The sequence below is a fragment of the Streptomyces sp. NBC_00569 genome (assembly GCF_036345255.1).
Taxonomy (GTDB): domain Bacteria; phylum Actinomycetota; class Actinomycetes; order Streptomycetales; family Streptomycetaceae; genus Streptomyces.
In genome coordinates, this window is sequence record NZ_CP107783.1 from 7727507 (window position 1) to 7741795 (window position 14289).

Below are 14289 nucleotides of genomic sequence, written 5' to 3' on the forward strand. Positions count from 1 at the left end.
GACGATTGGACACCCACCCATGCGACTCGACCACTCCTTCACCGTCCCGGCCACGCCCGACGACGCGTGGAAACTCTTCCTCGACCTCGGCCGTGTGGCCCCTTGCATGCCGGGCGCCGTGCTCGACACCCTCGACGGCGACGCCTTCACCGGTCGCGTCAAGGTGAAGGTCGGCGCCGTGCAGATGAGCTACCGCGGTGAGGGCACCGTGACCCGCGACGAGAGCGGCCGCTCGATGGTCCTCGACCTCAGCGGCAGCGAGACCCGGGGCGCGGGCACCGCGTCCGCCACCGTCACCGCGTCACTCGCCGCGGACCCGGCGGGCACACGGGTCCGCGTCAGCACCGACCTCGACATCACGGGCCGCCCGGCCCAGTTCGGCCGCGGCATCATGACCGAGGTCGGTGACCGCATCGTGCGCCAATTCGCCGACCGGCTGGAGGCGTTGCTGAGGGAACCGGCCACCGCGGAGGCCGCGGCGGCGGTCCCGTCCCAGGCCCGCGAGCCCGAAGCGGTGGACCTCGGCGCGGCAGCGCTGCCCGTCCTCCTCCGGAAGGCCGCCGTCCCGGCCGCGGCCGTCCTCGTCACGATCGCCGTGATCCGCCTCTTCGCCCGACGCGCGTCCGGCCCCCGATCGCTTCAGGGGTAGGATTTTCAGGGGCGTAGGACATCGCGTCGCGCCCGGGAGCGGCCGAGGGGACGGGGATGGCTGAACGGAAGGCGCCACGGCGTGATGCCGTGGCGGAGGTCATCGAGGACTGGGCGCGTGAGCGGCCCGAGCTGGACACGACCCCACTGGAGGTCCTCGCCCGGCTGCACCGCTCGTTCCTGCGGTACAACACCAAGCTGATCGCCTCGATAGAGCGGCACGGGCTCTCCGTCGCCGGGTTCGACGTGCTGACCGCGCTGCGCCGCTCCGGCGAGCCGTATCGCCTGACCGCCGGGCAGCTCGCCGACCAGGGGCTCGTCTCGTCGGCCGGGGTCACCCTGCGCATAGACCGCCTGGAGAAGGACGGCCTGATCGTCAGGGAACGCGACGCCGGCGACCGCAGAGTCGTCTACTCACGGCTCACGGACGCGGGCCTCGCCACGGTCGACGAGGTGTTCACCGAGCACCTGGACAACGAACGCCGGATGCTCGGCGAGCTCTCCCCCTCGGAGTGCCGCCAGCTCGCGCGGCTCCTGCGCAAGCTGGAGAACTCCATCCTCGCGTCCGACACCCCGGACGAAGCGGCTTCATAGAGACGGAGCGGGTTCCGGGCGACGCAGCGGTCGCCCGGCGACGATGCGGCTTCCTGGAACCGGGGCGCTCACTCCCACAGGGAGCTGGGCGCCTCTCTCCTGATCACCGGAGCGATCTCCTCGGCGAACCGCTGGAGCGTCTCGACCTGCTCGCCCGTCCCCTGCCCGAAGGCGTCGACGGTGACCGACTGGAGGTCGTGCCGGTACACCTCGTGGTAGCCGAGGATCTTGTCGATGATCTGCTGCGGCGAACCGATCAGCTGGGGCCCGTCCGTGATGGCGTCCTCGATCGTGCGGAACGGCGTGTTGTACCCCGCCCTGCCCTCCAGGTGCGGCTTGAAGGACTGCGCGACCTTCGCCTCGTACAGCTCCTTGAAGCGCGCCACCGCCCGCTCGTGCGAGTCCGCGATGAGCAGGCCGCCCGAGCCCGCCGCGACATGCGCCCGCGCCGGATCGTGCCCGTACGCCTCGAACCGCTCCCGGTAGTGGTCGATGAGCTTCGCGTAGGCCGCCCGCGGCTGGACGGCATTGGCCGTGAACAGCGGATCGCCGTGCCGGGCCGCCAGCTCGGGGGAGTTGAGCGAGGTCGCCGAGCCGTGCCAGACGCGCGGCAGTCCGTCGTACGGACGCGGCACCGTCGTCACGTTCTTCAGGGCGGGCCTGAACTCGCCCTCCCAGTCGACGCCTTCCTCGCTCCACAGCCGCCGAAGGAGCTCGTACTTCTCCTTCTGGAGGTCCCACTGCCGCTCCTCGTCGAGCCCGAAGAGGTCGAAGTGGCCGGCCTCCGCGCCCTTGCCGATGACCAACTCGACGCGTCCACGGGAGAGCTGGTCGAGGGTCGCGTAGTCCTCCGCGACCCGTACCGGATCGAGGATCGCGACGACCGTCACGCCGGTCAGCAGCTTGATACGGGACGTACGGGCGGCCAGCGCGCCGAGGAGCACCGTCGGGCTCGACGACAGGAACGCCCCCGCGTGCCGCTCGCCGACCGCGTACGCGTCGAAGCCGAACTCCTCCGCCGCGGCACCGACGTCGACGACCTGCGCCAACCGGTCGGCGGCGGATGGGAGTTCACCGGAGAGTGGGTGCGGCGCATGGCCGATGATGGACAGGACCTGGAACTTCATGCCCCCACTCTCGCGCCCGGGCGTTGCGGGCGTGTGTACGCGGCATGGCAGCGCACCGGGGCATGCGAGAGGGGCGGCTCCCCCCGTGGGAGCCGCCCCTCGAGTCAGGTGGTGCCAGGGGTGCCTACTTCTTGTCGAGCACGTCCTGGACCTTGGCCCGCACGTCGTCCGTGGCGAGGCCGCGGATCGTGAGCGTGGTGCGACGGCGCAGCACGTCGTCCGCCGTCTCGGCCCACTCGTGGTCGCGGGCGTAGGCGACCTGCGCCCAGATCTCCGGGGCGTCCGGGTGGACCCGCTCGCCGAGCTCCGGGTTCTCGTTGGCCATCCGCGCGATGTCGAAGGCCAGCGAACCGTAGTGCGTGGCCAGGTGCCTGGCCGTGTCGGCCGCCATGCGCGGACCCGGGGCCGGGTTGTCGACGAGGAGGCGGTGCGCGACGGCGCGCGGGTTGGCGACACCCGGCAGCGGCATCCGCTTCGGCAGCTCCTTGACCGGCTCGAAGTCCTCGCCCAGCGGGTGGCCCGGCAGCGACTCCAGCTTCTTCATGACCGTGCGGCCGATGTGGCGGAACGTCGTCCACTTGCCGCCGGCGACGGACAGCATCCCGCCGCGTCCCTCGGTGACGACCGTCTCGCGCTTGGCCTTCGACGTGTCGCCGGGCCCGCCCGGCAGCACGCGCAGACCCGCGAACGAGTACGTGATCAGATCCCGCTTCAACTGCTGGTCCCGTACGGAGAAGGCCGCCTCGTCCAGGATCTGGTCGGTGTCCTTCTCGGTGACCGACACGTCGCGCGGGTCACCCTCGTACTCCTCGTCGGTCGTGCCGAGGAGCAGCATGTCCTCCCACGGGAGGGCGAACGTGATGCGGTACTTGTCGATCGGCGTCGCGAGCGCGGCCTTCCACGGGGAGGTGCGCTTGAGGACGAGGTGGGCGCCCTTGGACAGGCGTATGGAGGGCGCCGCGTTCGGGTCCTCCATGGCGCGCAGGTGGTCGACCCAGGGACCGGTCGCGTTCAGCACGAGCCGGGCGTTCACGCCGAACTCCTCGCCGTCGACACGGTCCTTGAGGTCCGCGCCCGTGACCCGGCCCCGGGTGAAGCGCAGGCCTGTGACCTCGGCGTGGTTGAGGACGACGGCCCCGGAGTCGACGGCCGCGCGGACGGTCATCAGCGCCATGCGCGCGTCGTTCATCTGGTCGTCGCCGTACACGGCCACGGCCTTGAGGTTCTCCGTCCGCAGCTCGGGCACGTCCTGCTGTGCCTTCGCGGGGGAGAGCAGGTGCCCGACACCGTCACCGAACGCCGACAGGGCGCTGTACGCGAACACGCCCGCGCCCAGCTTCGCGGCGCCGTGCGGGCCGCCCTTGTAGACGGGCAGGTAGAAGGTGAGCGGGTTGGCGAGGTGCGGTGCCACCTGACGCGACACCGCACGCCGCTCGAAGTGGTTCTCCGCCACCAGCTTCACCGCGCCGGTCTGCAGGTAGCGCAGACCGCCGTGGAGCAGCTTGGAGGAGGCGGAGGAGGTGGCGCCGGCGAAGTCGCCGGCGTCCACCAGGGCCACCCGCAGTCCCGACTGCGCGGCATGCCAGGCGGTGGAGATGCCCAGGATTCCGCCGCCGATCACCAGGAGGTCGTACTGAGCCTTGGAAAGCTGCTCCCGGGTCTCGGCGCGGCTCGCTGCTTTGAACGACGCAGTCGAGCCGGCGGCCGGATGCGTCCCGAGGGCAGGGACGCTCTGCAGGGTGGTCATGTCTTACTCCTCGCCACTTTCGTCGAGCCAGCCCATGGAGCGTTCAACGGCCTTGAGCCAGCTCTTGTACTCACGGTCGCGCTTCTCCGCGGCCATGTTGGGGGTCCATTCGGCGGCCCGGCGCCAGTTGGCGCGCAGGTCGTCGGTGCTGGTCCAGAAGCCGACGGCGAGACCGGCGGCGTAGGCGGCACCGAGGCAGGTGGTCTCGGCGACCATCGGGCGCACCACGGGGGCGTCCACGAAGTCCGAGAGCGTCTGCATCAGAAGGTTGTTGGAGGTCATGCCGCCGTCGACCTTGATCGCCGCGAGCTCGACGCCGGAGTCCTTCGTCATGGCGTCGGTGATCTCACGGGTCTGCCAGGCCGTGGCCTCCAGGACGGCACGCGCCAGGTGTGCCTTGGTGACGTACCGGGTCAGGCCGGCGATCACACCGCGGGCGTCGGAGCGCCAGTACGGGGCGAACAGACCGGAGAAGGCCGGCACGAAGTACGCGCCGCCGTTGTCCTCGACCGACGACGCGAGCGTCTCGATCTCGGCGGCGGTGGAGATCAGGCCCATCTGGTCGCGCATCCACTGCACCAGCGAACCGGTGACGGCGATCGAGCCCTCCAGGGCGTAGACCGCCTTCTGGTCGCCGATGCGGTAGCCGACGGTGGTCAGCAGGCCGTTGTACGAGTTGACCGGCTTGTCGCCGGTGTTCATCAGGAGGAAGGTGCCGGTGCCGTACGTCGACTTGGCCTCGCCCTCGGAGAAACAGGTCTGGCCGAACAGGGCCGCCTGCTGGTCGCCGAGCGCGGACGCGACGGGAATGCCGCCGAGGAGGTCGCCGAGACTGCCGCCGCTGACCTCGCCGTACACCTCGGCGGAGGAGCGGATCTCCGGGAGCATGGTCAGCGGGACGCCGATGGACTCGGCGATCTTCGCGTCCCACTCCATGGTGTGGAGGTTCATCAGCATGGTGCGGGAGGCGTTGGTCACGTCGGTGACGTGCTTACCGCCGTCGACACCACCGGTCAGGTTCCAGATGACCCAGCTGTCCATGGTGCCGAAGAGGATGTCGCCCGCCTCGGCGCGCTCGCGCAGGCCCTCGACGTTGTCGAGCAGCCAGCGGGCCTTGGGGCCCGCGAAGTAGGACGCCAGCGGGAGGCCCGTCTCGCGGCGGAAGCGGTCCTGGCCCACATTGCGCCCGAGCTCCTTGCACAGGGCGTCGGTGCGGGTGTCCTGCCAGACGATGGCGTTGTGGACGGGCTCACCCGTGTTCTTGTCCCACAGCAGCGTCGTCTCGCGCTGGTTGGTGATGCCGATGGCCTTGATGTCGTCGCGGGTGATGCCGGCCTTGGTGATGGCCCCGGCGACGACCTCCTGGACGTTGGTCCAGATCTCGGTCGCGTTGTGCTCGACCCAGCCCGGCTTCGGGAAGATCTGCTCGTGCTCCTTCTGGTCGACGGAGACGATCCGGCCGTCCTTGTCGAAGACGATGCAACGGCTGGAGGTGGTGCCCTGGTCGATCGCTGCGATGAACGGGCCCGCGGTGTGTGCGTCGGTCACGGTCTGCTCCTGGAAGTTCTCGGTGCGGCTCTGGCGGAGGGTGCGTAGGGGGTCGGTCGCCTACTTGAAGGCGATGTTGTAGAGACCGCCCGCTATGGCGCCGCCGATGAGAGGGCCGGCGACCGGGATCCAGGCGTACGTCCAGTCGGAGCCGCCCTTGTTCGGCAGGGGCAGCAGGGCGTGCACGATGCGGGGTCCGAGGTCACGGACCGGGTTGATCGCGTAGCCCGTGGGCCCGCCGAGGGAGAGGCCGATGCCGACCACGACGAACGCGGTGACCATGGCGCCGAGGACGCCCAGGCCGTTGCCTCCGTCGTTGAGGCCCTGCGTGAGGATGGCCAGGACGAGCACGACCGTGGCGATGATCTCCGTGACGAGGTTCTGCGCCACGTTCCGGATCTCGGGGCCGGTCGAGAAGATGCCGAGCACCGGTCCGGCCTTGGGCGCGGACTTCTCGGTGATCATGCCCTCTTCGGCCGGCGGGGCCTCGAGGATCTCCGGGTCGGTCAGATGCGCCTGGAACTGGCCGTAGTACGTGGCCCAGACCAGCAGGGCGCCGATCATCGCGCCCAGGAGCTGCGAGCCCAGGTAGAGCGGTACGTCGCTCCACTTGGTGCCGCCCTCGATGGCGAGGCCTATGGTGACCGCCGGGTTCAGGTGGGCGCCTGACACGCCCCCTGCCAGGTAGGCACCGGTCAGTACCGCGAAGCCCCACCCGAAGGTGATCGCGAGCCAGCCGGCGTTGCGCGCCTTGGAGCGCTTCAGCGTGACGGCGGCGCACACGCCACCGCCCAGCAGGATGAGCACGGCGGTACCGATGGTCTCGCCGATGAAGATGTCGGAGCTGGACACCCGCGACTCCTTTGTCCTTCGTCCAGGGGAAGCCGAACCCCGGGTCCCTCTCCGGTGGTTCGCGCCCTCAGGTGAGAGCGTTTTCGGCCCTGGCTTGCCACACTCTAACGTCTATTGCCGGTAGGTGTTCGACAATGCCGACCGATGGACGCGAGTCTCACCCCGGGGTTACTCGCTAGTCAAGGGTTCTGTTATCGAAAACTCGATCGTTATTGATCGGGCCGGGCTATCGGTTCCGTGTCTGGACTGCGCGTCCGTCGATGGTGTCCCGGAAAGGTGCGGCCTGCACGCTGAAACGGCGAAGGCCCCGCCGGGAAGCGGGGCCTTCGGTCCGTACAGGGGTGCCGGCGGGGCGGCGAGGGGAGCTCAGAAGCGGCTGGCGCCCAGATCCCGCGAGACGGCGCGGGCGCAGTCCCGCACGGCGGCGACGAGCTCGGGGCGCAGCTCCCCGTCGACACACACGCGCTCCACGGCGCCTGTTATGCCGACCGCGCCGACCGGCATGCGCCGCCGGTCATGGATCGGGGCCGCGACGGACGCGACGCCCTCCCAGGTCTCCTCGACGTCGTCCGCGTACCCGCGCGCGCGGGTCAGGTCCAGCAGGTTCTCGAACTCCGCCATGTCGCTCACGGTCCGCCCGGTGAACACCTTGCGTTCCACCTCGACCACCTCGCTGTGCGCCACCGGGTCGTACGCCGACAGGACCTTGCCGAGCGCCGTGGAGTGCAGCGGCTGCATCGCCCCGACCTCCAGGACCTGACGGCTGTCGTCGGGCCGGAACACGTGGTGCACGATCAGTACGCCCTGCTGGTGCAGGACGCCGAGATAGACGCTCTCGCCGCTGGAGCGCGCCAGGTCGTCCGTCCACACCAGCGCGCGTGCCCGCAGCTCGTGCACGTCGAGATAACTGTTGCCGAGGCGCAGCAGCTCCGCGCCCAGCTGGTAGCGGCCCGACGCGGCGTCCTGCTCGACGAAGCCCTCGTGCTGCAACGTACGCAGAATGCCGTGCGCCGTGCCCTTGGCCAGGTCCAGCGCCGAGGCGATGTCCGAGAGGCCGAGCCGGCGCTCACCGCCCGCAAGGAGCCGCAGCATGGCGGCTGCCCGCTCGAGTGACTGGATGTTCCGTGCCATCCCAGCCCTTCCTCCCTCGATCCTCTCGCCGAGCAACGTTCGACAATGCTGAACACTATCGGTCGTTGCCGACCTCGTGCGAATACGCGAGGAGCCTATATTTCGCCCCGTTTGGCTCGACGCCCCGGTTCGGAGCGCACCCGCACACATCCGCACCCCGCGCCACGTGGCCGTTCCGGCCAGTGGACGCCTCCGCGCGGAAACCACCGGCCCGGCTACCCTGACCGGGTGCGCCTCCTCCATGGGAGCCGCAAAGCCGACAGCCGTCGCACCTCAGGGAGCACTTTCATGGCCTCGTTGCCAACGCCCGTCCCGTCCACCGACTCCGCCGGCCGGACCCGAGCCGACGCCCTCCGCGAAGCCCTGGCCACCCGTGTGGTCGTGGCCGACGGCGCGATGGGCACGATGCTCCAGGCGCAGGACCCGACCCTCGAGGACTTCGAGAACCTCGAGGGCTGCAACGAGATCCTGAACGTCACCCGCCCCGACATCGTCCGTTCGGTCCACGCGGAGTACTTCGCGGTCGGCGTCGACTGCGTCGAGACCAACACGTTCGGCGCAAATCTCGCGGCCCTGGGGGAGTACGACATCCCTGAGCGCGTCTTCGAGCTCTCCGAGGCCGGCGCGCGCCTCGCCCGCGAGGTCGCCGACGAGTTCACCACGAGCACCGGACAGCAGCGCTGGGTCCTCGGCTCCATGGGCCCCGGCACCAAGCTGCCCACCCTCGGCCACGCCGCGTACACCGCGCTGCGCGACGCCTACCAGCAGAACGCCGAAGGCATGATCGCCGGCGGCGCCGACGCGCTCCTCGTCGAGACGACGCAGGACCTGCTCCAGACCAAGGCCTCGATCATCGGCGCCCGCCGCGCCCTCGACGCCACCGGTGCGAATCTCCCGCTGATCTGCTCGGTCACGGTCGAGACCACCGGCACGATGCTCCTCGGCTCGGAGATCGGCGCGGCACTGACCGCCCTGGAGCCCCTCGGCATCGACATGATCGGCCTGAACTGCGCCACCGGCCCGGCCGAGATGAGCGAGCACCTGCGCTACCTCGCCCGCCACTCCCGGATCCCGCTGTCCTGCATGCCCAACGCCGGCCTGCCCGTCCTCGGCAAGAACGGCGCGCACTACCCGCTGACCGCCCCCGAGCTGGCCGACGCCCAGGAGACGTTCGTCCGCGAGTACGGGCTCTCCCTCGTCGGCGGCTGCTGCGGCACCACCCCCGAGCACCTGCGCCAGGTCGTCGAGCGCGTCCGAGGCCTCACTCCCACCGTCCGCGAGCCGCGCCCCGAGCCGGGCGCCGCCTCGCTCTACCAGACGGTCCCGTTCCGCCAGGACATCTCGTACATGGCGATCGGCGAGCGCACGAACGCCAACGGGTCCAAGAAGTTCCGCGAGGCCATGCTGGACGGCCGCTGGGACGACTGCGTCGAGATGGCCCGCGACCAGATCCGCGAGGGCGCGCACATGCTCGACCTCTGCGTCGACTACGTGGGCCGTGACGGCGTCGCCGACATGGAGGAGCTGGCCGGCCGCTTCGCCACCGCCTCCACCCTGCCGATCGTCCTGGACTCCACCGAGGTCGAGGTCCTGCGGGCCGGCCTGGAGAAGCTCGGCGGCCGCGCGGTCATCAACTCCGTCAACTACGAGGACGGCGACGGCGCCGAGTCCCGCTTCGCGAAGGTCACCCGCCTCGCGCAGGAGCACGGCGCCGCCCTGATCGCGCTGACCATCGACGAGGAGGGCCAGGCCCGCACCGTCGAGCACAAGGTCGCCATCGCCGAGCGCCTCATCGACGACCTGACCGGCAACTGGGGCATCCATGAGTCGGACATCCTCATCGACTGCCTCACCTTCACCATCTGCACCGGCCAGGAGGAGTCGCGCAAGGACGGCATCGCCACCATCGAGGCGATCCGTGAGCTGAAGCGCCGTCACCCCGACGTGCAGACCACGCTCGGCCTGTCGAACATCTCCTTCGGCCTGAACCCGGCCGCCCGCATCCTCCTCAACTCGGTCTTCCTCGACGAGTGCGTGAAGGCGGGCCTCGACTCGGCGATCGTGCACGCGTCGAAGATCCTCCCGATCGCCCGGTTCAGCGAGGAGGAGGTGCAGACGGCTCTCGACCTGATCCACGACCGTCGCGCCGAGGGATACGACCCGCTGCAGAAGCTGATGGCGCTGTTCGAGGGCGCCACCGCGAAGTCCCTCAAGGCCGGCAAGGCCGAGGAACTGGCCGCGCTGCCCCTGGACGAGCGCCTCAAGCGCCGCATCATCGACGGCGAGAAGAACGGCCTGGAGGCCGACCTCGACGAGGCGCTGCAGACCCGCCCCGCCCTCGAGATCGTCAACGAGACGCTCCTGGACGGCATGAAGGTCGTCGGCGAACTCTTCGGCTCCGGCCAGATGCAGCTGCCGTTCGTGCTCCAGTCCGCCGAGGTCATGAAGAACGCGGTGGCCTATCTGGAGCCGCACATGGAGAAGTCCGACGCCGAGGGCAAGGGCACCATCGTCCTGGCCACCGTGCGCGGCGACGTCCACGACATCGGCAAGAACCTCGTCGACATCATCCTGTCGAACAACGGCTACAACGTCGTCAACCTCGGCATCAAGCAGCCCGTCTCCGCGATCCTGGAAGCCGCCGAGGAGCACAAGGCCGACGTCATCGGCATGTCCGGACTCCTCGTCAAGTCCACGGTGATCATGAAGGAGAACCTGGAGGAGCTCAACCAGCGCAAGATGGCCGCCGACTTCCCCGTGATTCTCGGCGGCGCGGCGCTGACGAGGGCGTACGTCGAGCAGGACCTCCACGAGATCTACGAGGGCGAAGTCCGTTACGCGCGTGACGCGTTCGAGGGTCTGCGCCTCATGGACGCCCTCATCGCCGTCAAGCGGGGCGTCCCCGGCGCCACGCTCCCCGAGCTCAAGCAGCGCCGGGTCAAGGCGGGCGCCGTACAGATCGAGGAGCGGCCCGAAGAGGGGCCGGCGCGCTCCGACACGTCCACCGACAACCCGGTCCCCGAGCCCCCCTTCTGGGGCACCCGCGTCATCAAGGGCATCCAGCTCAAGGAGTACGCGTCCTGGCTGGACGAGGGCGCCCTGTTCAAGGGCCAGTGGGGCCTCAAGCAGGCGCGCACCGGCGACGGACCCACGTACGAGGAGCTGGTGGAGACCGAGGGCCGCCCGCGGCTGCGCGGCTGGCTGGACGAACTGCACACCAAGAACCTCCTGGAAGCGGCCGTCGTCTACGGCTACTTCCCGTGTGTGTCCAAGGGCGAGGACCTGATCATCCTCGACGACCAGGGCAACGAGCGCACCCGCTTCACGTTCCCGCGCCAGCGCCGTGGCCGCCGTCTGTGTCTCGCGGACTTCTTCCGTCCCGAGGAGTCGGGCGAGACCGACGTCGTCGGCCTCCAGGTCGTCACCGTCGGCTCCCGGATCGGCGAGGAGACCGCCAAGCTCTTCGAGTCGAACTCGTACCGCGACTACCTCGAACTGCACGGCCTGTCCGTCCAGTTGGCCGAGGCGCTCGCCGAGTACTGGCACGCACGCGTCCGTTCGGAGCTGGGCTTCTCCGGCGAGGACCCGGCCGAGATGGAGGACATGTTCGCGCTCAAGTACCGCGGCGCCCGCTTCTCTCTCGGCTACGGAGCGTGTCCGGACCTCGAGGACCGCGCCAAGATCGCTCAGCTCCTGGAGCCCGAGCGCATCGGCGTCCACCTCTCGGAGGAGTTCCAGCTCCACCCGGAGCAGTCCACGGACGCGATCGTCATCCACCACCCCGAGGCGAAGTACTTCAACGCGCGCTAGCGCGGTGCGCAGACCGCCCGCGGGGTGTCAGCGCGCGCGCTGATCCCCGGAAGTCGTACACTGGTCGGTCCAGTGCAGGCCGGTTGCCTTCCCGTCAAAAGGAGGCAGCCGGCCTTCTCGTCCCTCACGGAGGTGTGCCCGGATGACCAGTACGGTCCCCGCTCTCGGTACCCGAACGGCCGAAGGCTCCGCCCTGCAGGCCGTGCTCCTCGACATGGACGGCACTCTGGTGGACACCGAAGGCTTCTGGTGGGACGCCGAGGTCGCCGTCTTCGGCTCGCTGGGGCACGCGCTCGACGAGGCGTGGCGCGAAGTCGTCGTCGGCGGCCCCATGACCCGCAGTGCCGGCTTCCTCATCGAGGCGACCGGCGCGGACATCACGCTCCCCGAGCTGACCGTGCTGCTCAACGACGGCTTCGAGGAGCGCATCAGCAGCGTCCTGCCGCTCATGCCGGGCGCCGCGCGGCTCCTCGCCGAACTCGCCGCCCACGACGTGCCCACGGCCCTCGTGTCCGCCTCGCACCGGCGCATCATCGACCGGGTCCTGACCTCGCTCGGCCCCCAGCACTTCGCGCTCACGGTCGCAGGTGACGAGGTCGAGCGGACGAAGCCGTACCCCGACCCGTATCTGCTCGCCGCCGCGGGACTGGGTGCGGATCCGGCCAGATGCGCCGTCATCGAGGACACCGCCACCGGGGTCGCCGCCGCCGAGGCGGCCGGCTGCCACGTCGTCGCCGTACCCTCCGTGGCCCCCATCGCACCCGCCTACCGGCGCACCGTCGTCCCCTCGCTCGAACACGTCAACCTGCCATTCCTGCATGGCCTGATGGGCTACTGAACCTTCGGTAACGCCGCTCGCGCGTGGCCGAAATGCTGCGCCCATCAACCCAGTTGAGCATGTGACGTTTCCCACTCGGCGTGGGGTCGACAGGTATGCGGAGCTGTGCTGCGACCCCACCCCCCGCTCCACTCCGAGTGACCTTGTGTCCCGATTGGTCGGACCCTGGGCCGAAGCGACCCCTGTGGGGTTATCGGTGTGTCCGCGCCCGGTTTCGCAGCGTGATGAAGCCATGGCTCCGGCCCCTTCGGGACGCTTCGCCGTGCGCATTAATGTCGTGGCGAGAACATCGCCGTAACCCCTCGTGTCCCGTCGACACCACCCCCGTTGCCGGGCCCACGGGATCGACAGCTCTGGAGAACTTCGAGCATGAACCGCAAGACTTTGGTGTTGCCGGCCGTCATCGGCCTGCTCGCGCCTGTGCTCGCCGCCTGCGGAGGGTCCGACAGCGGGGGCAAGGACGGCAACCCGATCGCCGTCGGTACCACCGACCGGTTCGTCGCCTCGAAGGCCGTCCCGGCCCCGTTCGACCCCGCGTACGCCTATGACGCGGGCTCCTGGAACGTGCTGCGCCAGACCATCCAGACCCTGATGGCCATGCCGCGCGGCGGCGGCGAGCCGGTGCCCGAGGCCGCCCAGACCTGCGGCTTCACCGACACCGGCAACGAGCGCTTCTCCTGCACCCTGCGCAAGGGCCTCGCGTTCGCCGACGGCACCCCCGTCACCGCGTCCGACGTGAAGTTCTCCATCGACCGTGTGCTCGGCATCAAGAGCGACAGCGGCTCCTCCGCGCTGCTCTCCAGCGTCGACACGATCGAGACCAAGGGCCGCAACGAGGTCATCTTCCACCTGAAGAGCCCCGACGCCACCTTCCCGTACAAGCTGGCCACACCCACCGCCGGCATCGTCAACCCCGACGACTACACGAAGGGGAGGCTGCGCAACGGCTTCGCGGTCGACGGCTCGGGCCCGTACACCCTTGACGCCAAGGTCAGGAACAACACCCTCGTCAAGGCCGTCTTCACCAAGAACCCCCACTACAAGGGGCAGTTGAAGCCGAAGAACGACAAGGTGGAACTGGTCTCCTTCGCGGACGCCGACGCCATGGGCAAGGCCCTCGAAAAGGGCGACGTCGACATGATGACGCGCACCATGTCGCCGGAGCAGATCAAGCAGCTCTCGGACAACCCGGGCAAGAACATCAACCTGGTCGAGATGCCGGGCATGGAGATCCGTTACCTCGGGTTCGACACCAGTGCCCCGGTGGTCAAGAGCAAGGCCGTCCGCCAGGCGATGGCGCAGGTCGTCGACCGCGGCCAGCTCACCGCCGACGTCTACGGCACCTCCGCCGAGCCGCTCTACTCGCTCGTGCCCGCCGGCATCACCGGCCACACGAACTCGTTCTTCAACAAGTACAGCGAGCCGAGCGTCTCCAAGGCCGCCTCGATCCTGTCCCGGGCCGACATCACCACGCCGGTGAAGCTGACCCTGCACTACACGACCGACCACTACGGCCCCGCCACCAAGCGGGAGTTCGAGGTGCTCAAGAAGCAGCTCAACTCCAGCGGCCTGTTCGACGTCGGCATCAAGGGCGACGCCTGGGACACGTACCGCGCCTCCGAACTCAAGGGCAAGTACGACGTCTACGGGCTCGGCTGGTTCCCCGACTTCCCCGACGCCGACAACTTCATCGCGCCGTTCCTCGACAAGGACAACTTCCTCGCGTCCCCGTACGCGAACAGCACGATCCGGGACCAGCTCATCCCCGAGTCCCGTCGTGAGGCCGACCGGCTGACCGCCTCCAAGAGCCTCACGAGCATCCAGAACATCGTCGCCGACGACGTACCGGTCCTGCCGCTCTGGCAGGGCAAGCAGTACGTCGCCGCCCGCGACGACATCACCGGAGTCGAGTGGGCGCTGAGCTCCTCCTCGATCCTCCAGCTCTGGGAGCTCGGCCGCGGCGTGAGCGGCTGATCCCCGCGCGAGCCGGCCTC

10 protein-coding genes are annotated in these 14289 nt (G+C 69.5%); 5 read left to right on the top strand and 5 right to left on the bottom strand.

Translation table 11 applies throughout. The annotated features are described in order from the left end of the window. The first annotated feature begins 19 nt into the window (after window positions 1–19). Window positions 20–649, top strand: a complete 630-nt coding sequence (locus tag OHO83_RS34775) for an SRPBCC family protein (RefSeq protein ID WP_329435949.1) — start codon at window positions 20–22, stop codon at window positions 647–649. Window positions 650–705: 56 nt separating this feature from the next. Next, window positions 706–1242 carry a MarR family winged helix-turn-helix transcriptional regulator gene (locus OHO83_RS34780; RefSeq protein ID WP_266668647.1) on the top strand — a complete coding sequence of 179 codons (537 nt, stop codon included), beginning with the start codon at window positions 706–708 and terminating at the stop codon, window positions 1240–1242. Between the two features lie 68 nt (window positions 1243–1310). Here the strand turns inward: OHO83_RS34780 and OHO83_RS34785 are convergent, their stop codons facing one another. The 5 genes from OHO83_RS34785 to OHO83_RS34805 form a co-directional block, all read right to left on the bottom strand. Beyond that, complete coding sequence (locus OHO83_RS34785) at window positions 1311–2369, bottom strand: LLM class flavin-dependent oxidoreductase (RefSeq protein WP_266668645.1); 1059 nt, start codon at window positions 2367–2369, stop codon at window positions 1311–1313. Between the two features lie 124 nt (window positions 2370–2493). Then, a complete protein-coding gene (locus tag OHO83_RS34790; RefSeq protein WP_266668643.1) occupies window positions 2494–4116 on the bottom strand; it encodes a glycerol-3-phosphate dehydrogenase/oxidase in 1623 nt (540 codons plus the stop codon). A 3-nt stretch (window positions 4117–4119) separates the two neighbouring features. Continuing rightward, the gene (glpK, locus tag OHO83_RS34795) at window positions 4120–5664 is read right to left on the bottom strand and encodes a glycerol kinase GlpK (protein WP_266668641.1); all 1545 of its coding nucleotides are present in this window, start codon (window positions 5662–5664) and stop codon (window positions 4120–4122) included. Between the two features lie 60 nt (window positions 5665–5724). Beyond that, entirely contained in the window at window positions 5725–6516 is a 792-nt protein-coding gene (locus OHO83_RS34800; RefSeq protein WP_266668639.1) for an MIP/aquaporin family protein, read from the bottom strand. A 366-nt stretch (window positions 6517–6882) separates the two neighbouring features. After that, a complete protein-coding gene (locus tag OHO83_RS34805) occupies window positions 6883–7647 on the bottom strand; it encodes an IclR family transcriptional regulator (protein ID WP_266668637.1) in 765 nt (254 codons plus the stop codon). Window positions 7648–7935: 288 nt separating this feature from the next. On the opposite strand from OHO83_RS34805, the gene metH reads away from it, so the two are divergent. The 3 genes from metH to OHO83_RS34820 all read left to right on the top strand — a co-directional run bounded on the left by metH (window position 7936) and on the right by OHO83_RS34820 (window position 14269). Beyond that, complete coding sequence (gene metH, locus OHO83_RS34810; RefSeq protein WP_266668636.1) at window positions 7936–11457, top strand: methionine synthase; 3522 nt, start codon at window positions 7936–7938, stop codon at window positions 11455–11457. Between the two features lie 142 nt (window positions 11458–11599). Beyond that, window positions 11600–12295, top strand: coding sequence for an HAD family hydrolase (locus OHO83_RS34815; protein ID WP_266668635.1), 696 nt, complete (start codon window positions 11600–11602; stop codon window positions 12293–12295). Window positions 12296–12664: 369 nt separating this feature from the next. Beyond that, the gene (locus tag OHO83_RS34820; RefSeq protein ID WP_266668634.1) at window positions 12665–14269 is read left to right on the top strand and encodes an ABC transporter substrate-binding protein; all 1605 of its coding nucleotides are present in this window, start codon (window positions 12665–12667) and stop codon (window positions 14267–14269) included. The last annotated feature ends 20 nt before the right edge of the window (window positions 14270–14289 follow it).